Origin of the sequence: Psychrobacter sp. T6-5 (genome assembly GCF_052258485.2) — a bacterium.
In the GTDB taxonomy this organism is placed as follows: domain Bacteria; phylum Pseudomonadota; class Gammaproteobacteria; order Pseudomonadales; family Moraxellaceae; genus Psychrobacter.
Genome location: NZ_JBQQEY020000001.1, coordinates 971,614 through 991,405, shown reverse-complemented (window position 1 = coordinate 991,405; position 19,792 = coordinate 971,614). Strand labels below are relative to the sequence as shown.

The 19,792-nt window shown below is 43.1% G+C and carries 17 protein-coding genes; 4 read left to right on the top strand and 13 right to left on the bottom strand.

Annotated elements, in window-relative coordinates; all coding sequences use genetic code 11:
- Positions 1-202 precede the first annotated feature (202 nt).
- The 7 genes from ACTXGK_RS18920 to ACTXGK_RS18890 all read right to left on the bottom strand — a co-directional run bounded on the left by ACTXGK_RS18920 (position 203) and on the right by ACTXGK_RS18890 (position 10,458).
- Positions 203-2,560: a heavy metal translocating P-type ATPase gene (locus tag ACTXGK_RS18920; RefSeq protein WP_443516019.1), complete on the bottom strand. Its 2,358-nt coding sequence runs from the start codon at positions 2,558-2,560 to the stop codon at positions 203-205.
- 355 nt (positions 2,561-2,915) lie between these two features.
- The gene (locus ACTXGK_RS18915; RefSeq protein ID WP_394212755.1) at positions 2,916-3,140 is read right to left on the bottom strand and encodes a heavy-metal-associated domain-containing protein; all 225 of its coding nucleotides are present in this window, start codon (positions 3,138-3,140) and stop codon (positions 2,916-2,918) included.
- A 218-nt stretch (positions 3,141-3,358) separates the two neighbouring features.
- Positions 3,359-3,613 (bottom strand): heavy-metal-associated domain-containing protein, encoded by a 255-nt coding sequence (locus ACTXGK_RS18910; protein WP_238038162.1) that lies wholly within the window; start codon positions 3,611-3,613, stop codon positions 3,359-3,361.
- A gap of 27 nt (positions 3,614-3,640) precedes the next feature.
- Complete coding sequence (kdsA, locus tag ACTXGK_RS18905; protein WP_443515588.1) at positions 3,641-4,516, bottom strand: 3-deoxy-8-phosphooctulonate synthase; 876 nt, start codon at positions 4,514-4,516, stop codon at positions 3,641-3,643.
- 228 nt (positions 4,517-4,744) lie between these two features.
- A complete protein-coding gene (pyrG, locus tag ACTXGK_RS18900) occupies positions 4,745-6,379 on the bottom strand; it encodes a CTP synthase (protein WP_443515589.1) in 1,635 nt (544 codons plus the stop codon).
- A gap of 192 nt (positions 6,380-6,571) precedes the next feature.
- A complete protein-coding gene (locus ACTXGK_RS18895; RefSeq protein ID WP_443515591.1) occupies positions 6,572-7,648 on the bottom strand; it encodes a porin in 1,077 nt (358 codons plus the stop codon).
- A 611-nt stretch (positions 7,649-8,259) separates the two neighbouring features.
- Positions 8,260-10,458, bottom strand: coding sequence for a malate synthase G (locus tag ACTXGK_RS18890; RefSeq protein WP_443515593.1), 2,199 nt, complete (start codon positions 10,456-10,458; stop codon positions 8,260-8,262).
- Between the two features lie 717 nt (positions 10,459-11,175).
- Between ACTXGK_RS18890 and ACTXGK_RS18885 the strand changes: the two genes are divergently transcribed.
- Positions 11,176-11,832, top strand: coding sequence for a MiaE family protein (locus ACTXGK_RS18885; protein ID WP_443516021.1), 657 nt, complete (start codon positions 11,176-11,178; stop codon positions 11,830-11,832).
- Between the two features lie 178 nt (positions 11,833-12,010).
- Here ACTXGK_RS18885 and ACTXGK_RS18880 read toward each other — a convergent pair whose 3' ends face one another.
- From ACTXGK_RS18880 to mtgA, 6 genes are all read right to left on the bottom strand, one after another.
- Positions 12,011-12,205, bottom strand: coding sequence for a hypothetical protein (locus ACTXGK_RS18880; protein ID WP_443515595.1), 195 nt, complete (start codon positions 12,203-12,205; stop codon positions 12,011-12,013).
- A 134-nt stretch (positions 12,206-12,339) separates the two neighbouring features.
- Positions 12,340-12,699, bottom strand: coding sequence for a hypothetical protein (locus ACTXGK_RS18875; protein WP_443515597.1), 360 nt, complete (start codon positions 12,697-12,699; stop codon positions 12,340-12,342).
- 81 nt (positions 12,700-12,780) lie between these two features.
- Entirely contained in the window at positions 12,781-13,029 is a 249-nt protein-coding gene (locus ACTXGK_RS18870) for a hypothetical protein (protein WP_443515598.1), read from the bottom strand.
- Between the two features lie 82 nt (positions 13,030-13,111).
- Complete coding sequence (locus ACTXGK_RS18865) at positions 13,112-13,282, bottom strand: hypothetical protein (RefSeq protein WP_443515600.1); 171 nt, start codon at positions 13,280-13,282, stop codon at positions 13,112-13,114.
- Positions 13,283-13,630: 348 nt separating this feature from the next.
- Complete coding sequence (ppk1, locus tag ACTXGK_RS18860) at positions 13,631-15,811, bottom strand: polyphosphate kinase 1 (protein WP_443516023.1); 2,181 nt, start codon at positions 15,809-15,811, stop codon at positions 13,631-13,633.
- A gap of 174 nt (positions 15,812-15,985) precedes the next feature.
- Positions 15,986-16,672, bottom strand: coding sequence for a monofunctional biosynthetic peptidoglycan transglycosylase (gene mtgA / locus ACTXGK_RS18855; RefSeq protein WP_394212768.1), 687 nt, complete (start codon positions 16,670-16,672; stop codon positions 15,986-15,988).
- Positions 16,673-16,961: 289 nt separating this feature from the next.
- Between mtgA and ACTXGK_RS18850 the strand changes: the two genes are divergently transcribed.
- The 3 genes from ACTXGK_RS18850 (at position 16,962) to ACTXGK_RS18840 (ending at position 19,697) form a co-directional block, all read left to right on the top strand.
- Positions 16,962-17,273 (top strand): glutaredoxin family protein, encoded by a 312-nt coding sequence (locus ACTXGK_RS18850; protein ID WP_443515602.1) that lies wholly within the window; start codon positions 16,962-16,964, stop codon positions 17,271-17,273.
- Positions 17,274-17,311: 38 nt separating this feature from the next.
- A complete protein-coding gene (locus ACTXGK_RS18845) occupies positions 17,312-18,499 on the top strand; it encodes an alpha-hydroxy acid oxidase (RefSeq protein ID WP_443515603.1) in 1,188 nt (395 codons plus the stop codon).
- A 106-nt stretch (positions 18,500-18,605) separates the two neighbouring features.
- Positions 18,606-19,697 (top strand): rhomboid family intramembrane serine protease, encoded by a 1,092-nt coding sequence (locus tag ACTXGK_RS18840; RefSeq protein WP_443515604.1) that lies wholly within the window; start codon positions 18,606-18,608, stop codon positions 19,695-19,697.
- The last annotated feature ends 95 nt before the right edge of the window (positions 19,698-19,792 follow it).

Below are 19,792 nucleotides of genomic sequence, written 5' to 3'. Positions count from 1 at the left end.
CCATATGACTATATTTGCATATGATGGAAAGCTTATTGAACAGATTAACGGTTGGCTATCGTGCTTGGCATCATAGCATATATTTTATCAAACTTCCCTTATCTTACACTGACTTGCGGTCATAAATATCATCATAGATAGGTATATCTCAAATACTCGTTTGGTCTGTGTTGATGAAATATCAGCGCTAATACAGTAATTATTATTTCGCTAAACGCGTTTTATTGGTGTGCGGGGCAGATACCGTATTATCTAGCTCAACCTCTGTTTTAAAGCGTGTCAATCGTAGCGCATTCATCAAAACTGAGATAGAACTAAGCGCCATAGCAGCAGCCGCAATCATCGGATTTAAAAATCCAAACGCAGCAAGTGGAATCCCAAGACAGTTATAAATAAAAGCAAAAAACAAATTTTGCTTGATATTGCGTAGCGTTGCTTGAGCGATTTTTTGCGCGGCATCGATATGCATAAGCGACTCACCCATTAGACGGGCAGAAGCGCTGTGCTGCGCGACATCAGTCCCTTCAAACATCGCAAAACTGGCATCAGCGGTGGCCATTGCTGGCGCATCATTGACGCCATCTCCTGCCATCGCCACCTTATGACCAGCCGTTTGCAATAACGCAATTTGGCTGGCTTTGTCACGCGGGCTCATCTTGCCATAAGCCTTATCAATGCCCAACTGCCCTGCCACATGGTCGACAACGGACTGCTTATCACCACTCATCAAGATCACATTGATACCAGCATCTTGTAGCGCAGTGATTGCTTGTAGCGTGTCCGCTTTCAAGTCATCAGCTAGTGCAAACGCGCCTAGTGGTTCATCATTAATACTAATCGCAACGGTACTGGCGATTTGCCATACTTTTGGCATAAATCTTGGCAACGTCAAGTTCGCAAACTCTGCCGTACCAACTTTTATCAGCCCAAGCCCTTCGATATTCGCTTGTATACCAGCACCTTTTATCACACTGATATCAGTCACGTTGAATAGAGACAATTGACGGTCTTTAGCAGTATTGATCAGAGCTGTTGCTAGTGGATGACTGGCGTGCGCCTCGACACTGGCTGCAATTTGCAATACATCATCAACGGCCAGTGACTTATCCACCATGACCTGATCGACGATAGTCGGCTTACCAATCGTCAGCGTGCCTGTTTTATCGAGCACTACTGTATCAATATTGCCTGCCGCCTCGAGACTTTGCGCATCTTTGAACCAAACACCGTGACGCGCAGCAACCCCCATACCTGCCATGATGGCTGCTGGCGTGGCCAAACCAAGCGCACAAGGACAAGCAATGACCAATACCGATACGGCGTGCATCAAGGCAGTATCGATCATGCCTGTCAGCCACCATGTTAGGCCAAAAGTAACCAAAGCAATGGTCACTACAATTGGCACAAACACTGCGGTCACTCTGTCAGCCAGCCTCGCCAAGTTAGCTTTTGAGCCTTGCGCATCACTTAATGCTTGCACCATATCACCAAGCTTGGTGTCACTACCCTTGGCACTCACACGATAGAGCAAGCTACCATTCTCCACCAAAGCACCTGCCAGCAATCCATCGCCCACTTCTTTTTCGAGCGCTATTGACTCACCTGTTAAGTGACTCTCCACGCACCAGCCGCTACCATCTGTGACGATACCATCGGTCGCGACACGGCTGCCTTGCTTGGCACGCAAGATATCGCCTATTTGCACATCAGACAGCGCAATAGAATGAAAATCGCCATTTGGTTGCTGCTGCTCAACTTCATCAGGCGTTAATGACAATAATAAATCAATGCTGTTGAGGCTATGCTTCTTAGTGCGTTCCTCCAAGTATTTACCAGTCCGCACAAAAGCAATAACCATCACCCCTGCTTCAAAATATACGGCTGGGCTATTACTAGCAACGTGTCCGCCCATGTGTCCACTTTGCAAGAGGCTACTTAACGTTCCATCGCCGTGAGTGAGCCACAGATAGGTCGAATATGCCCATATCGTCACGGTACCTATCACTACCAGTACATCCATATTGGCAAGACCACCTTTGATGGATGCCCATGCGCTCTTATAAAATGGTAACGCAAAGCCGAACTGTACAATCGTCGCTAAAATAAACTGAATCCAAATGGGCGGCATCCACGTCATCCCAGCACCCACCAACATGCCTATCATGCTCACCAAAAATGGCACCAAGCATAGCCATAATCCGATCAAACGCCATGGATATTGGGTGGCTGTGTCTTCATCTGTTTTTGCAAATAAACTGTCGCTGGCCTGTAGATTGGCAACAAAACCCGTCTTGTTTACCCATTCCGTGACCTGTTCTGGCGTCGTTTGCGTCGGATCATAATCTACATTTGCAGTCTCACCAGCAAAATTCACACTCACTTCATACACCGAAGGCTTTTTATTCAACACCTTTTCGATTCGTGAAGCACAGGCCTGACACGTCATGCCATCAATCGCCAATTGCAAATGCGCACGTTGCGGCGCAAGTGGCGTATTTGATTGGATGTCAGTCTCGACATCGTAGGATTCATCATTAGTGGTATGGGTAGCATCATTCATAACATTCATAAAAAGAACTCTTTATAGCGTCTATATGTTCATAGCAGCCATAATAAAATATCAGTGGATTGACAAAAAAATCAAATGAAACAAGTAAAACACGATAACAATCAGTATGAATACGCTGTTTAGGCTATCCAGTGATTATAGACAGACATATTGCAATATATTCAGATAGCGGCTATTAGATGGTCACAACCATCATCTATTCAAGTAAGCCTCTATCATTTAGTAAATAGCAGCAAACTAGGACAGTCATGGACGTAATCTATAATCAGAATTTTTAACCATTAAAAAAACCAGCTATCATGCTAGTAATAACATGATGGCTAGTTTTTTTAATAAATGATGCAATCTATGAGTTAGCGACTGTTGCCTCAAATCCAGCATCATCAATAGCCGTAGCAATGGCCTCTGCACTGGTTTTGCTATCATCAAAAGTGACCGTCGCTAGATTGTCAGCTAGATCAACGGTGATCGTATCTAAACCGTCAATGTCGGCAGTAGCAGTATGTACACTTGCCACGCAACCGCCACAAGTCATGCCATCGATTTGAATAATACGTGTTTGGCTTACCATGGTTGGCTCCTTATTTTTATTAGTGAAAAGTAGCCTTGATAGCTGTTCTTCAATATTTACTTCTCAAAACCTATCAAAGCGCCACCAAACAAGCATAAGCCCTATCATCATCGACAGCAAGACACTTTGGTTGTTACTTTATTAACGAGTCAGCAACTTATTAATAAAAACGTAAGCGCTACTCATTGCTTATGTAGCATCCAGATCGCCCATATATCTTAATCGTTATGATGCGGATTTTGCGGCGCATCGATAGGAAATGGCTGAGTCACATAGTCCACCATACTAATCGCCGCCGTTAAGGCATGGATACTCGTATCCGTATCATCATAACTGACCGTTGCGACATCATGCACGGGATCTAGATCGATAGCCGTCACGCCTGAGATATTTTTAAGAGCGGTCATTACGCTATCTAGACCATCTTCATCGTCGATATTTTCTATACTGACTTTTGCCATCTGAATTGCCATTGCCTAATCCTCTTTTCACTTACCGTATCAATGCGTATCTAACACATCGAAGCCTTTGACTAAATCATCAATTTGTTTGAGCTGACGCAAAAACGGCTCTAGCTGACTCATACGCAGCGCACATGGCCCATCACATTTCGCCGTTTCTGGATTTGGATGTGCTTCTAAAAATAACCCTGCCAATCCTGTTGCCATACCTGCACGTGCCAGTGTGGTAATCTGCTCACGGCGGCCGCCTGCACTATCACTACGCGCGCCTGGCTGCTGCAAGCTATGTGTCACGTCAAAAAATACGGGGATATCCATTTGCTTCATGGTATCAAAACCTAGCATATCGACGACCAGATTGTTATAACCAAAGGCACTACCACGCTCACAAAGTATCAGCTTATTATTACCGCCTTCTAGACACTTATTGACGATATGACGCATCTCATGAGGGGCTAAAAACTGCGCCTTTTTGATATTAATGATGGCATCTGTTTTTGCCATTGCATGGACTAAATCCGTCTGACGCGACAAAAAAGCAGGCAGCTGAATAATATCAGCAACTTCAGCGACTGGTGCTGCTTGATGAGGTTCATGTACATCAGTGATAATCGGTACTTGGAATTTTTCTTTGATTTGCCCGAGCCAATCGATACCTTGCTCTAGTCCCGGCCCTCGGTAAGAGTGCAGGCTTGAGCGGTTAGCTTTATCAAAACTCGCTTTAAACACATAGCCGATACCCAAGCGCTCACATATCTCAACGTATTGCTCAGCAATCTCAAACGCCAACTCTTTAGACTCTAAGACGTTCATCCCACCAAATAATACAAAGGGTTGATCATTACCAATAGTGATCGTCTTATTATTAGGCGTGTTAAGTGCAATGTGTGATTGCGCCGTTAATAGATTTTCCATTTAGCCATTACCTCTTATTTTGTTATGAATATGTCTGTCCCATATTGTAACGGATAGCTTAATGAAAAAAAGTATGCAAGCGTAATTAGATAGCATCAATATCGATAATCATTAAGTAACTATTCGCATTGCTCATCGCATTGCTCAAAATTGAGCCAAAAAAAAGACCGATCCGAAGATCAGTCTTTTTTATAATGAACGCTTTCAATACAAATTACATTCTGAGAACTACTTTGCTTCGCTGTGGTTCTTCGCCGCTTTTACAAAGCTATTAAACAGTGGATGACCACCGCGTGGTGAGCTAGTAAATTCAGGATGGAACTGAACCGCGACAAACCATGGATGCTCGCTAATCTCAACCGACTCTACCAAATGCTGCTTAGCAGAATAGCCAGAAATCGTCATACCCGCTTGCTCTAGTGGCTCTATATAACGGTTGTTCATCTCATAGCGGTGGCGATGACGCTCAGTGATATTGTTAGCGCCATAGATTTGGCTTAGCTTGCTACCAGAAACCAATTCAGCCTGCTGCGCACCTAGGCGCATCGTGCCACCAAGGTCTGAGTCATCACTGCGAATCTGTAGCTCGCCGCGCTCATCTAACCATTCGGTGATAAGCCCGATGATAGGCTCAGCTGTCTTACGATCAAACTCAGAAGAGTTGGCATTGATATTAAGTACATTACGCGCATACTCAATCACAGCAAGCTGCATACCAAGACAAATACCTAAATATGGCACATTATTTTCACGAGCATAGGTGATGGCTTTTATTTTACCCATCGTACCGCGCTCACCAAAACCGCCTGGTACTAAGATAGCATTGGCATCTTTTAGCTGCGCTAGTAGAGTGTCGTCATCTTCTAAACGCTCAGCATCGATATAGTCAATCTTCACATCAACTTTATGCGTGATACCTGCGTGTAGCAATGCTTCGTTGATCGATTTATAAGCATCTGGTAGCTCAACGTATTTACCAACCATCGCAACTGTCACTATCCCTTCAGGATTTAGCTGGGCTTCAACCACTTTATCCCAATCGCTCAAGTCCGCTTCAGGCACATCAAGACCGAAACGCTCACAGATGAGATCATCAAGGTCTTGCTCATGTAGCGTACGCGGTATTTGATAGATGCTTTGCGCATCTTCACACATAATGACCGCACGCTCTTCAACATTGGTAAATAGCGCAATCTTACGACGGTTGTCTTGTGAGATATGGTGATCAGAGCGGCAGATTAGAATATCAGGCTGTAGACCGATAGAACGCAGCTCTTTTACAGAATGCTGTGTTGGCTTGGTTTTGGTCTCACCGGCACTAGCAATATAAGGTACTAGAGTAAGATGCATCAGCATGGCTCTGTTACGGCCAAGCTCTACTTGCATCTGACGTACGGCTTCCATAAATGGAAGTGATTCGATGTCACCAACCGTACCGCCGATCTCGATAATCGCGATATCGTAGCCTTCGCCACTAGCAAGAATTTTACTTTTGATTTCATCGGTAATATGCGGAATAACCTGTACCGTACCGCCTAGATATTCACCGCGACGTTCTTTATTCAAAACGTTTTGATAAATACGGCCGCTAGTAAAGTTATTACTTTTACTCATTTTTGAGTGACGTAAAAAACGCTCGTAATAACCCAAATCCAAATCAGTCTCTGCACCATCTTCGGTGACGAACACCTCACCATGCTGAAACGGACTCATCGTACCTGGATCGACGTTGATGTACGGATCCATTTTGGTCATCGTGACAGTCACGCCACGTGCTTCTAAGACCGCTGCAAGAGAGGCTGCGGTGATACCTTTTCCTAGTGAGGACACTACCCCACCGGTCACGAATATAAACTTGGTCATAGTACTCTGTCGGTAATTGGTAAAGAAGGATTTTACTAAAAATACGCCATAAAATATAGGGCAAAAATGCAAACTATCTGAAACTCTTATTTTTCACGCTGATGATAAACATTTTTCTGTTATTCATACTCTATACAACAAAAAAACTCACCCCGAAGGATGAGTTTTTTTAACGTCAGATTCTAGTTCATACTAGAATAAGTATTCTAGGCCAGCACCAACTACAACTACTTGTGCATCACCGTTTGACGTTTCGAATATATCCTTCTGAGTGTCAACGTCTTTAACACCAGTATTGTATGTATATCCAACATTATCAGCATTGTTTACGCCAGCATAGGCATGAGCAATGATGTTATCTTTGTACATGTATTTACCACCAACAACGATCTGATCTGAATCTGAATTGTTAAAACCATTCAAGTTGTCAGTTTTGTTGTACTGTGCGTATACAGATGCTGGACGAGCAAAGTTATTTAGACCCATTTGAGCGCTAACAACTAGACCTTTCTCGTCTTTATCGCCACCATCATAGTCGCCTACTTGGTACAATGCACCTAATTGTACTGGGTAAGCCATGTATTTGCCTAGATCAACAGTCGCTGTACCACGGATGATATCACCATCGATGTTCTGATCTTTATCGTATGCAATACCAGCTGTGAAGCCAGTACCTTGATCGAATAACATAGCAACGCCAAAGCCTGCGTCGTCATTACTATTTTGATCATCAGAGCTATACATTGCAGAAAGCTGTAACGGTAGTCCATCGTATTTTGGTGCAGTCCAAATGATTGAACTATTGATACGGTTACTATCCGCCATATTTAGAGCACTAACAACTTCACTTTCATTTTGAGTTTGGCCTAGATTATCCCAGTAACCTTGGTTAACAACAACATTGTCAATACGAGCTAAGCTTGATTGGTTCTTACCAACGCGGAACTCACCAAATTGCTTGTTCACAATACCAAGATATGTATCACGGTTAGTGAAAGTAGCGTTATCACCATCAAGGCTTGTGCCATACTCTAAACGATAAATAACATCAGTATTAGCAGTCATGGCTTCAGAGCCTTTAAGACCGATACGTGAAGCATGAGAGTTAATCTGCACTGTATCTTCGTCATACATGTTGCCAGCAGGACCATCAAATTCAGCATTCTCATAGTCAGCTGCTAAAAAAGCTTTACCGTATAGGGTTGGTGCTGCGTTTGCTGCTGATACAGATAGGGCTGCGATTGCTGTAGCTAAAAGTAGTTTTTTCATGGGGTATCTCCACTTTACAATTGTAGTAATGAGCAAGCTATTATTAGCTGGCGCCCATAATGGTATCGTCACAAATCCTCAAAGATATAATGTGTAACTGGCTACCGAGATTAGTCAGAAACAAGTGTGGCGAATCTTTATTACAGCAAGATGAAAAGAACAATAATTTACATGACTGGGATTAAGAGCGTAACTGCCGTGTAACCTGTTGTCTTTATCACTCCATTGCGTAACATCCGTTACCAAACTCATACTTCGAGTACAAGCATAACAACTTTGACATAATTTGCAACATATTTTTTCGCTTTTTCGATACACCCGGTATCAAATGACAAGTAATCTATAAAATCCAAATAGCCACAAGAAAAAGCGCTATCTACTCAAGCAGATAGCGCTTTTATTGATTAATATTATTACTTATAATATTAAAATTTTTTAATAAAAACAAAGCAATTGCCCAAAAATGAGCGCTACCTATTGATAAATAAATAACGCTCATGAAGAATAGGCTAACGTATTTATGACATATTTAGAGTCACAAACGAGCAAGATTAGATACTATGCCTTGGATTTCAGCATACGCTAAAATACCCATTGCTGAATCTACTTCTCTAAGCATTGGCTTTTAGATCAAGGCGCGCTTGATGCAACAATGGTTCAGTATAACCACTAGGCTGCGCGCGTCCCTTGAAGACCAAATCACAGGCTGCTTTGAATGCATAAGAGTTATCAAAGTTATCTGCCATTGGCTGGTAATCACTATCGCCTGCATTTTGTTCGTCGACGACTTTTGCCATACGTTTCATCGTATCCATCACTTGCTGCTCGCTCACCACGTCATGATGCAACCAGTTGGCAATATGCTGGCTAGAGATACGTAAGGTGGCGCGATCTTCCATTAAGCCGACATCATTGATATCAGGTACTTTAGAACAGCCTACGCCTTGGTTTACCCAGCGTACTACATACCCTAAGATACCTTGAGCATTGTTTTCAAGCTCTTGCTGCTTTTCTTCCTCTGTCCAGTTGGTATTTTTTGCTAATGGAATGGTCAAAATATCATCTAAGCTGGCACGCTCACGCGACTTTAAGCTATCTTGCACATCGGCCACGCTGACTTGATGATAGTGTATGCTATGTAAGGTAGCACCCGTTGGTGATGGTACCCAAGCCGTACTGGCACCAGATTTAGGATGAGCCGCCTTAGTATCCATCATCTCTTTCATTTCATCAGGTTTGGCCCACATGCCTTTACCAATTTGAGCATGACCTTGCAAACCAGTCTCTAGACCGATATCGACGTTCCACTGCTCGTAAGCGGGTTGCCATGCTTGCGACTTCATGTCGCCTTTTGGCACAAATGGACCAGCATTCATACTGGTGTGCATCTCATCACCGGTGCGATCTAGGAAACCTGTGTTAATGAAAATAACGCGTTCTTTTGCTTGGCGAATCGCTTCTTTTAGATTGACCGTCATACGGCGCTCTTCGTCCATGATACCGATTTTGAGCGTATTACGCTCTAGACCTAGCAAGTCTTCTGATGCATTGAATAAATCATTGGCCATTTTGACTTCTTCAGGGCCGTGCATTTTTGGCTTAACAATATACATAGAGCCTTGGCGTGAGTTTGATAGCTCGTTTTTGCCTTTGATATCATTGAGTGACAACAGTGGCGTGATTAAACCATCCATTAAGCCTTCAAATATTTGCTCTTGGCCATTGCCTAAATCAACCAAAATTGCGGGGTTCTGCATGAGATGACCCACGTTACGAATCAGCAATAGCGAACGCCCTGGCAAAATTAGTTTGTCGCCATCAGGTGTATTATATTCACGATCTGGGTTTTGTTTGCGAGTACGGGTTTTGCCACCTTTTTCAAAGGTTTCTTGTAGATCGCTATTCATCAACCCAAGCCAGTTACGATAGACTTCCACTTTTTCTTCCGCATCTACAGCAGCGACCGAATCTTCACAATCTTGAATCGCGGTCATGGCTGACTCAAGTAGCACGTCTTTGATATTTGCTGGGTCATCTTTGCCAACTGGATGATTACTATCAATCTGAATCTCAGCATGTAAGCCATTATTCTTTAGTAGTACACCAGTAGGCTGTTCAGCATCACCGACGAAACCGACAAATTTGCTAGTATCTTTTAACTCTGTGCTGCTATCACCTTGTGCGACTTCAAGCTTGCCATCGACCACTTTAAAACCAGTCACATCATTGTATGAACCGGATGCGAGCGTGAAATGCTCATCTAGGAACGCTTTGGCATAGGCCACAACCGCAGCGCCGCGCTTAGGATTATAACTGCCTGTCGCTTCTTGTCCATTGTCATCACTGATCACATCTGTGCCGTACAAGGCATCATATAGGCTGCCCCAACGCGCATTGGTCGCATTTAATGCATAACGAGCATTACGTACTGGTACGACCAGCTGCGGACCTGCGATATGAGCAATTTCGTCATCGACATTTTCTGTACTGACCGTAAAGTCATCACCTTCTGGCAGTAGATAACCAATCTCTTGCAAGAATGTCTTATAAGCTGGATAATCGATTTCGCCATCTTTTGCAGGGTGTTGTAGGTGCCACTGGTCAATCTGTGCTTGAATCTTGTCTCGTTTTTCTAGTAACGCTTTATTACGTGGCGTAAATTCCTTAATAACCTTCTCAAAACCTGACCAATAACTGTCTGAATCAACACCAACTTTTGGCAGCACTTCGTTTTCAATAAAGTCATACAACTGTTGGTCGATGGCAAGAATGCCTTTTTGAATGCGATTGGCGTTAGAAGACTGGCCCATGTTGTTATCCTTATCTATTGGTGAGTATTGGTAATACTAAATTGCTACAGCGACTATTTAAGACTCGTTATTTTTATCAACAATTATTCATATAATAAAAGATATCATTGCTACATATGGTATTTAATGTTGATACATAATTATTTATTAAAGAGGTTTTTATCAGCGTTCAAGTAGACTGTATAAATCTTCTGTTTTAATACGAGAATTGTCATTGGTATAATGCTTGCCATTCTCTACTAAGTGCTATTGATAGCAAGACACTGTGGCTAAAGAGCAAAATCTCATCCTACTATCAAATAATAAAATAAACAAGCAAACGCCATTTAGCAAATAAATATTGGGATTGTATAATAATGATATCGTATAAGATATAAGCCTTATAGACCATGAATACTATCTAGAAATTAATGAATGCTCAGTTGAGACTAAACTGTAAGTAATCATTACCATCTATAGTTAGATTTAAATACTGTCCATTATCCAGACAACTTACTTAGCCGTATTAACTGTAATCCATTATTTTGAAAGCAGCTATAAATTAGTTGCTTTAAACTCTCATTTATAAAAAAGCCCTTTTAGATTATGACTATAAACCAGCCCGACCTCTCATCCTTACAATCATCAGCGCATGGTACTGATCACTACGAGATGCATAAGGATAATCCCGAAAAAGAAGCGACCCTTGCACCAGTAAATGTCATTAACGAAAGCAGTATGGACGTAGAGGAAGATAGCGTCGATATTACGCATCTGCGTACTCCTATAAAGGTAGACCTATCCCCTGTTTATAATTTTTTGGGTGCGCGCACGATGCAAGCTTGGGTAGATGCCGCTATCGAAAACTTACCACTGATCATTCAGGATCATGCCAATTGCGAAAAGAAAGCCGCAGGCACCGCGATGAATTTGATATTTCGGTATGAGTTCTCTTATGATTTGCAACGTAAATTGGCACAGCTTATACGTGAGGAGATGCTGCATTACGAGCAAGTGCTAGGCATCATGAATGAGCGCGGTCAGGACTGGAAGTATCTGAGTGCAGGTCGCTATGCCAAGGGCATGTTGAAGCATAAGCGCACTTATGAGCCAGCAGCGATGGTAGATGTATTGATAATCGGTGCATTTATCGAAGCGCGCTCTTGTGAGCGTTTTGCAGCGTTGGCTGAAGTCATTGATGATGAGCGTTTAGCAAAATACTATCGCTATCTACTAAAGTCAGAGAGCCGTCATTTTGAGGACTACCTTGCGCTTGCCCAGTCATTATCAGATGATAATATCGATGAGCGCGTTGCGTTTTTTAAAGAAGTAGAAGCTGAATTAATAGATAGTCCAGACGCTGAGCTACGCTTTCATAGTGGCACGCCTGCCTAAGAGCCACTTATGACTGATATACGCTTATAATTTATAGGTTATTAGAACGATAAAAGGCACTGCAATTGTCTGAGTTACATACTCTAGTCAATTGCAGTGCCTTTAACTTTATACTTGGAAAATAAATATAAAGAATACCAGTACTTAAGTAATAATGAGCATTACTGTATTTATGATCTTACTTGTTATCTTCCATCAATGAGCTGTCGTACTGCTTATCACTTTTAGCCACATTATGTGGGTCATGATCTCCAGCTGCTTTGTCTGCTGCCGCTGGATTTACTTTTTGTAGCGCATCGTCTGGTACGATACCATTGTTATCGTCTGCATCTTTTAAACTATACTCGTCAGTGACAGGCTTGTCGTTTGGCATATTTGTCTTACTCCCTATTATTATAACTATCCATCCAATATTGTAAGCGCCTTTAACTGTTATCTAAATAATATAGATATCAGTCGATAATTACGCAAATATCATAGGTCTTTGCTCAGCTTTCTATTGTCGGTCTAGTCTTTGTCATCAGAATTTAAGGTGCGAGTCTGAGCATTATCAACATTAGCATAGCGATTCATGTTGTTAATTTTTTGGCTATCAGGTCCTTCGCTTGCAACGGTACTTTCATTGATATTGTCATCAAAACCATTACCCGGTTGATCACGACGATCTGGCTGGCGCGCTGGGTTGTCATTTTTATTGACATGCTCAGATGCGACTACCCCTTCTTCAAAAGTATCCGTACCTTTATTTTCAGTAATATTTTCTTCCAACTCATCATGGCTCTTAACCGTTTGAGAGCCATCAACTGTCTCATGAGTATCAGTTTCTGTTATTATATTTTCATTTAAAGCAGGGTCTCTGGTTTCCATTATCTTGTCCTTATCGTTGTTATAATTATTACTCATATCATTAAGAGATTAGCATAGCGTGGGTATTAACGATATCAATGGTTAATTGTCTTCTTGACTTAGATCATAAGCATTTAGGTCTGAGACATTTTTACCGCCGGCAGGTAAATTCTCTTCTTTGCGCGGATCAGCATATATCTCATCAGTTTCTTGTGAGTCTTGTTCGGGGCCATCTATCTGCGGCTCGTGCTTGCGCCCCTCATAGCTACCCTCAGGATTTTCTGGTGCAACTGCTGCTGGATCATCCACGATTACTTTTTCTTCAGTGGCTGCTTTTTCTGGAATTGTCATAGCGTCTCCCTTGCATTTTTATTTGTTATTGCTGCTTGAATAGATATTCGAACTTAACTTTCTAAAATTGCTAGGTCAGCTATTACTTGTCAGTGCGTAATTCGTCGTCAATGAAAGGGGTCCGCTCTTCTGAATTAAGCGACTCAGGAACGTCGGCTGTCTTTTTGTTTTCTAGGTTCTTTTCGATTTCCTGACCATCTGCTTGCTCAGCCGCTTTTTTGATATCTGAAGTGTCGTTGTCAGTAGTACTCATAATGCGTTCCTTGTTTTTATTGTTTATTTACCTTAAAGATTCTGTAGCGCTGTACGAATATGTGTTTAAGCATTCTTGGACAAAAAAGTTATCAAGCTTTTGATACAACATATTAAAACGCGCCAAAACTGGTATCAATTATAGGTAAGATATTGTGAGCTGCACCAGTGTGCTGCCGTATCAATATGTGAATAAATGTGAGGTTGCAAGACAGTTTGTAACTTTTACAGCGCATTAACCAAAAAAACCAAGCATTGGTATGTACCATTGCTTGGTTAAATAGTGTTTGGCTAAGTAGTGTTTGGCTAAGTAGTGCTTGGTCAAATGATAAGGATAGCTTTCAATCAGTTAGCTGGACTCTTCAACACCATTAATCACTTTTAATAAGTGCTCTTGTGCGACGTGCGGCGTCTCACCTGCTGCTGGCTGAAGCTGCTGCCAAACGCCTGTGCCATCCAGTGTCCATGCTTGAGTGTTGTCTTGTAGATAGTTTAGTAGCCCATCCTGATAAATTTGCTTAAACAGTTTCTTATTTTCAATCGGGAACGCGACTTCGACCCGATGGAACAAGTTACGATCCATCCAGTCTGCACTGCCACAATACAAACGCTCATCACCGTCATTATAGAAATAATAAATACGGGTATGTTCCAAAAACCGACCAATGAGTGAGCGCACTGTGATGTTTTCAGATAAGCCTTTGACTTGTGGGCGTAGACAACACATAGAGCGCAAGATCAGCTCAATTTTGACGCCTGCCTGCGACGCATCGTACAATTTATCAATCAGGCGACGCTCTGTCAGAGCATTGGCTTTGACAATAATATGAGCGCGCTTGCCTGCTTTTGCATGGGCAATTTCATCATCAATAAAGCTCATTAATTTTTCATGCAAAGTAAATGGTGCATGCAGCAATTTTTTTAGATTGGCAGGTTTGCCCATTCCTGTGAGCTCTTGAAAAATCTTATGCACATCTTCTGAGATATCAGGATCGGCGCTAAACAAGCCATAATCAGTATAGACCTTGGCATTGGCCGCGTGATAGTTCCCTGTACCTAAATGTATATAGCGGCGGATTCGATCGTCCTCACGGCGCACGATGAGCATGAGTTTAGCATGGGTTTTGTAGCCGACAATGCCGTAAACCACAACGGCGCCTGCTTCTTGTAAGTAATTGGCAACAGCGATATTGGAGGCTTCGTCAAAACGCGCACGCAACTCGATGACGGCCGTGACTTCTTTACCATTACGAGCAGCGGCGGCCAGTGCTTTTACGATTTCTGAATTGGTACCTGAGCGATATAGTGTCTGTTTAATGGCCAATACTTTGGGGTCGCTAGCTGCCTGCCAAAGCAAATTGATAATGGGAGAAAATGCATGAAACGGGTGATGCACGAGCACATCGCTTTTACGCATAGCAGCAAACATACTGGTCGATTTGTCTGACTTGTCCATCTCTCGGCGAAATGCTTTGGGTATGGCATGAGTAAACGGCTGATAGCGCAATGCTGGGATATTAAAATCAAACAGCAAGCGCGTCAGATTGACGGGGCCATTGACACGGTATAGCTGATTGTCATGCAGTTCAAACTCATTGAGTAGATAGTCGCTGATGTGATTTGGACAGTCGGTTGTTACTTCCAAACGGACTTTGTCACCGAAGCGGCGGTTTTCAAGTTCTCCCTCTAATGCTTTGGCGATATCTTCTACATCATCTGCCAAATCCAGATCGGCATTACGCGTCAGTCTGAATTGATGACAGCCCGTCACACTCATACCTGGGAACAACTCACCGATATGCTCATGAATGATAGCGGATAGCATGACATGATGCTCTTTGCCACCTGTCAGCTCATCTGGTAGACGAATCACGCGTGGCAAGCTACGCGGCGCTGGTACAATCGCCAAGTTGATGTCGCGGCCAAAAGCGTCTTTGCCTTCTAGTGTGGCGATAAAGTTCAAGCTTTTATTCACCAAACGCGGGAATGGATGCGCAGGATCAATGCTAATCGGAGTCAATACTGGCACGACCTGCTCAGTAAAATAGCGCTTCATCCATGCGGACTGCTCAGCATTGAGCTCATCACGTTTTAGATAGCGGATATCTTCGAGTGCAAGGGCGGGTAAGATATCCTCATTCAGAATGCGATACTGCTCATTGATGGCGTCGTGAGTGATAGCAGAGATCTCGTTTAACACCTCGCTTGGACGCATACCATGCGCACTGGTCGACACATCACCGATATTGAGCTTTTGCATGATACCCGCAACACGAATCTCAAAAAACTCATCGAGGTTGGACGAAAATATAATCAGAAAAAATAAACGCTCAAGCAGTGGATGTCGAGGACTCGCTGCCTGCGCCAATACACGCAGATGGAACTGTAATAAAGACAGATCTCGGTTGATATAACTGCTGGGTGAATAGCTGCCGTCTTCTGAGCGTTGCCAGTCGATGTCGGCCAGATCATTATGGTTACTGCTTACGCTAATATCTTTGTTAAAGCTTTCGTTGCCATTCTCACTCATACTATTAACGTCGATCATATCGTTAATATCACCACTGTTCTCATTATTATTTATCTCTACCACGTTACTACTCCTTTTGCGTTATCGATACGCCATCATCTTATATATCGTCTTAAAGATTATTAACTATTATTCTTTTACGTTATTCTTATTGTTAAGGCTTCTTTTAAAATATTAAGACGCTTGCGGTAATACGGCATTTTTCATGCGTTTTTTGATAATACGTTGTTTGTTACGCAAGCCTCTGTCGCCTTGATTGTCTTCATAATACTTCGGATTGGTAAGCATCCCAATGAGGAGCGCTGATTCGTCTCGGTTCAGATTGGCCGCAGATTTATCAAAATAATGATGCGCTGCGGCATCGATACCATAGATACCGTTACCAAATTCTGCCACATTAAGATAAGCGGTCAAGATACGCTGCTTGTCCCACAGCGTTTCTATCATGACGGTAATGACAGCCTCTTCCGCCTTACGCACATAAGAGCGATGCGAAGTCAAAAATAGGTTTTTTGCCAGCTGCTGCGTAATCGTTGAGCCACCAGCGGACATTTTGCCCGTTTCTTCATTTTTCTTTTGTGCCGCTTTGATACCTTTAATATCAAAGCCATTGTGCTGACTAAACGTCGAGTCCTCACTCACGATCGCCGCTTGCTTGGCAGACTTAGCGATGGCATCGTACTCAGCCCATGTCTGCGTGACCGTGCCACCCGTTAGGCGATGCGTCAACATAAACATGCTGTTGTTAATCGGCTGCGTTTTCCAGATTAGTAGTAGTCCGGTGACCAAAATATGGAATGCGACAACCAATAACATAATAGCCAATAACAGACGTTTGATGAACTTGCCAAAACTTGTCATGCGCGATATCCGAGTGATTAAAAAAGTAATAAGATAATATAGGTCATCTGCTAATGACTAAAAACAGCAACTATGAACCAATAGTCCTAAAATAACTGTCATTGCCTTTTATTAACAGGCAGTCATTAGTAACGACCAATAGCAGGTCATCTTACCTAATCTCACAATCGCTGTCATTATTTACACCATTTCTTTATGATGTAATAATAACCCAACTATTTTTTACTTTTTATCAAAACAGCCTAATAATTAGTATTTTTTGGCATACTTCAAGCTCAGAGATCTCACCATGCATAATAATAGTATAGAAATATTACGAGCACGTGTTATTGCCGCAAGCCCAAACCTCAATATCGATGAAAATAGCAATCAATGGTGGCTACTAGGGACCTCTGGTTGTCATTTATGTGATATCGCTGAGCAAATACTTGCACAGTTTCAGTCGGTACAACCAATCACTTATCAAAATGTCGATATTGCAGACTTCGATGAAGCGCTTATGATGGATTTTGCCACGACTATTCCAGTCATTTTGACCCCATCACAGCGGTTAAACTATCCGTTTTCAGTGATGGATTTGCAGCAATTGCTTGCGCCTTAGCATAAAGCCATCTATCTATTATTTGCAGTGAGGGTTCCATGATAAATCTAGAAAAAATGACAGATATTGAAGATTTGCGCCGTGTCGCTGAGCGCAAAGTGCCGCGTATGTTCTATGACTATGTCGATTCAGGCTCGTGGACTGAGACCACCTATCGTAATAACGAGACTGACTTTGACCGTATCAAGCTGCGCCAGCGCGTATTGGTCGATATGGATAACCGCAGTCTGGCAACGAGTATGATCGGTGAGCCAGTCAAGATGCCGGTAGCCATCGCCCCAACGGGGTTTACCGGCATGATGTGGGCAGATGGTGAGATCAAAGCGGCACAAGCAGCAGAGCAGTTTGGCGTGCCCTTCTCGCTCTCGACCATGAGTATCTGCTCTATCGAAGATGTCGCTACTCATACCAGTAAGCCGTTCTGGTTTCAGCTCTATGTCATGCGTGATCAGGCATTTATGGCCAATCTCATTCGCCGTGCCAAAGAAGCCAATTGCTCAGCGCTGATTCTCACAGCAGACTTGCAAGTGCTTGGTCAACGCCATAAGGACATCAAAAATGGTCTATCCGCACCGCCCAAACCCACATTAACCAATATCATGAACCTCATGACCAAGCCGCAATGGTGTATGAATATGCTAGGCACCAAACGTCGCACGTTTGGCAATATCGTCGGTCATGCACAGAATGTTGAGGATCTGTCATCACTCTCTGCTTGGACGGCAGAGCAATTCGATCCGCGTCTGAGCTGGGATGATGTCGCGCGTATCAAAGACATGTGGGGCGGTAAACTTATTATAAAAGGCATCATGGAGCCTGAAGATGCGATCATGGCTGCTCGCAGTGGCGCAGATGCACTGGTTGTCTCCAACCATGGTGGTCGTCAATTGGATGGTGCGTTGTCTTCTATTTCTGCCCTCGCAGACATCGTGCAAGCTGTCCACGCAGAAAACAGCGATATCGAGGTGTGGCTAGACAGTGGCATTCGCTCTGGTCAAGATGTGTTAAAAGCTATCTCATTGGGCGCAAAAGGCACGATGATCGGTCGCGCTTTTCTCTATGGATTGGGGGCTTATGGTGAAGATGGCGTACGCCGAGCGCTTGAAATCATCTATAAAGAGTGCGATATCTCCATGGCTTTCTGTGGTCATACCGATATCAATACCGTCAGCGACGATATTTTGGTAAAAGGCACGTATGAAAATCTTAAAGTTGGCCGTTTTTAGAGCGGCGTATTGTAGAGCGATCGACGTTTAAAACCGGCTATACATAACATAATTTGCTCATACCCTTTATACTGTATCTATAACATTTTGATGACAGTTAGCCTTTATGACCATTCAGCAATTATTAAAAACAGCGCCCGTCACTACCCTGCTATTAGCCAGCTTTATCGGGCTGTTTGTCATGCAGCTAGTCACGGGCGTCGATGCCAATAACCCGTCAACTGAAGCGTTAGTCAAATGGGGTGCCAACGCCTTACCCTTAACGATGATGGATGACCCATGGCGCTTGGCCAGTAGTGCGTTTTTGCATATCGGTCTCATGCATTTACTATTTAATGGCTTTGCCATGTATTTCTTTGGGCAGATTGCCGAGCCGATGTTTGGCTCAGCCAAGTTTTTGGCCTTGTTTTTGTTGGCAGCCATCGGTGGCAACTTGCTCAACAACTATGTCACATGGCAAGGTATTTTGGATGGAACAGGACAACCCGGCCTATCAGCGGGTGCTTCTGGTGGTATCATGGGGATTGGCGCAGCATTACTGATCGCTGCCTTGTTTAAGATATCGGTCAATGGCATGGTACTCAATCTCAAAAGCTTGATCATCATCATGGCGATTAATTTGGTTTATGGCTTTGCCGTACCGGGTATCGATAATGCTGGTCATATCGGCGGCGCGATCACAGGGCTTGTTATTGCTTTGGCTTTTGCGATTGGTTACCGTCAGCGTCTCGCGGTCGCTATGCAAAATGCCGCTATTCAGCAAGCGCAAAGTCTCCACCCTTATCAAACTACCTATCACTACGGTGACCAAGGCAGTGATCAATATAATAGTCAGCATAATGAGCCACTCGATAACTCAGACCGTTATGGCAGCAGCCCTATCGATCAATCATTTTCCCTCAATACTGATTCGATCAAGCAAAATGCTGAATTGGATAACAACGACTCTAGACTGAATAACCGCGATATAAATACGCCAGATATGCACGGCAGTGATATGAAAAGAGTTACTGCTGTAAATTCAGCTTTAAATGATAATGCAACTCACAACACAGTCGAGTCTAAAGACCCTATAAAACCCTCTTTTATTTGGCAACTATTGCCATGGCTTGCGATGCTGATTATTAGTATTGGCTTTGTCTGGTGGTGGCAAGATATTCATCAGCAAATCCTACAAGTGCTAAAAGCCATTGAGTAAATGCGCGTATTTATCTATCATTGCTAAATAACTACCAATAACAGCCGAATCATTTAGACCATTTATTCTTATTCGCTTTTTGCTCGTTTTTTACC

Coding starts and splice junctions, on each gene's coding strand:
- ACTXGK_RS18920 (WP_443516019.1), bottom strand. CDS start 2,560: ATGAATGATGCTACCCATACCACTAATGATGAATCCTACGATGTCGAG.
- ACTXGK_RS18875 (WP_443515597.1), bottom strand. CDS start 12,699: ATGGAAACCAGAGACCCTGCTTTAAATGAAAATATAATAACAGAAACT.
- ACTXGK_RS18865 (WP_443515600.1), bottom strand. CDS start 13,282: ATGAGTACTACTGACAACGACACTTCAGATATCAAAAAAGCGGCTGAG.
- ACTXGK_RS18885 (WP_443516021.1), top strand. CDS start 11,176: ATGGACGTAGAGGAAGATAGCGTCGATATTACGCATCTGCGTACTCCT.
- ACTXGK_RS18850 (WP_443515602.1), top strand. CDS start 16,962: ATGCATAATAATAGTATAGAAATATTACGAGCACGTGTTATTGCCGCA.
- ACTXGK_RS18880 (WP_443515595.1), bottom strand. CDS start 12,205: ATGCCAAACGACAAGCCTGTCACTGACGAGTATAGTTTAAAAGATGCA.
- kdsA (WP_443515588.1), bottom strand. CDS start 4,516: ATGGAAAATCTATTAACGGCGCAATCACACATTGCACTTAACACGCCT.
- ACTXGK_RS18915 (WP_394212755.1), bottom strand. CDS start 3,140: ATGGTAAGCCAAACACGTATTATTCAAATCGATGGCATGACTTGTGGC.
- mtgA (WP_394212768.1), bottom strand. CDS start 16,672: ATGACAAGTTTTGGCAAGTTCATCAAACGTCTGTTATTGGCTATTATG.
- ACTXGK_RS18910 (WP_238038162.1), bottom strand. CDS start 3,613: ATGGCAATTCAGATGGCAAAAGTCAGTATAGAAAATATCGACGATGAA.
- ACTXGK_RS18890 (WP_443515593.1), bottom strand. CDS start 10,458: ATGGGCCAGTCTTCTAACGCCAATCGCATTCAAAAAGGCATTCTTGCC.
- ACTXGK_RS18895 (WP_443515591.1), bottom strand. CDS start 7,648: ATGAAAAAACTACTTTTAGCTACAGCAATCGCAGCCCTATCTGTATCA.
- ppk1 (WP_443516023.1), bottom strand. CDS start 15,811: ATGAGTGAGAATGGCAACGAAAGCTTTAACAAAGATATTAGCGTAAGC.
- ACTXGK_RS18870 (WP_443515598.1), bottom strand. CDS start 13,029: ATGACAATTCCAGAAAAAGCAGCCACTGAAGAAAAAGTAATCGTGGAT.
- ACTXGK_RS18845 (WP_443515603.1), top strand. CDS start 17,312: ATGATAAATCTAGAAAAAATGACAGATATTGAAGATTTGCGCCGTGTC.
- pyrG (WP_443515589.1), bottom strand. CDS start 6,379: ATGACCAAGTTTATATTCGTGACCGGTGGGGTAGTGTCCTCACTAGGA.
- ACTXGK_RS18840 (WP_443515604.1), top strand. CDS start 18,606: ATGACCATTCAGCAATTATTAAAAACAGCGCCCGTCACTACCCTGCTA.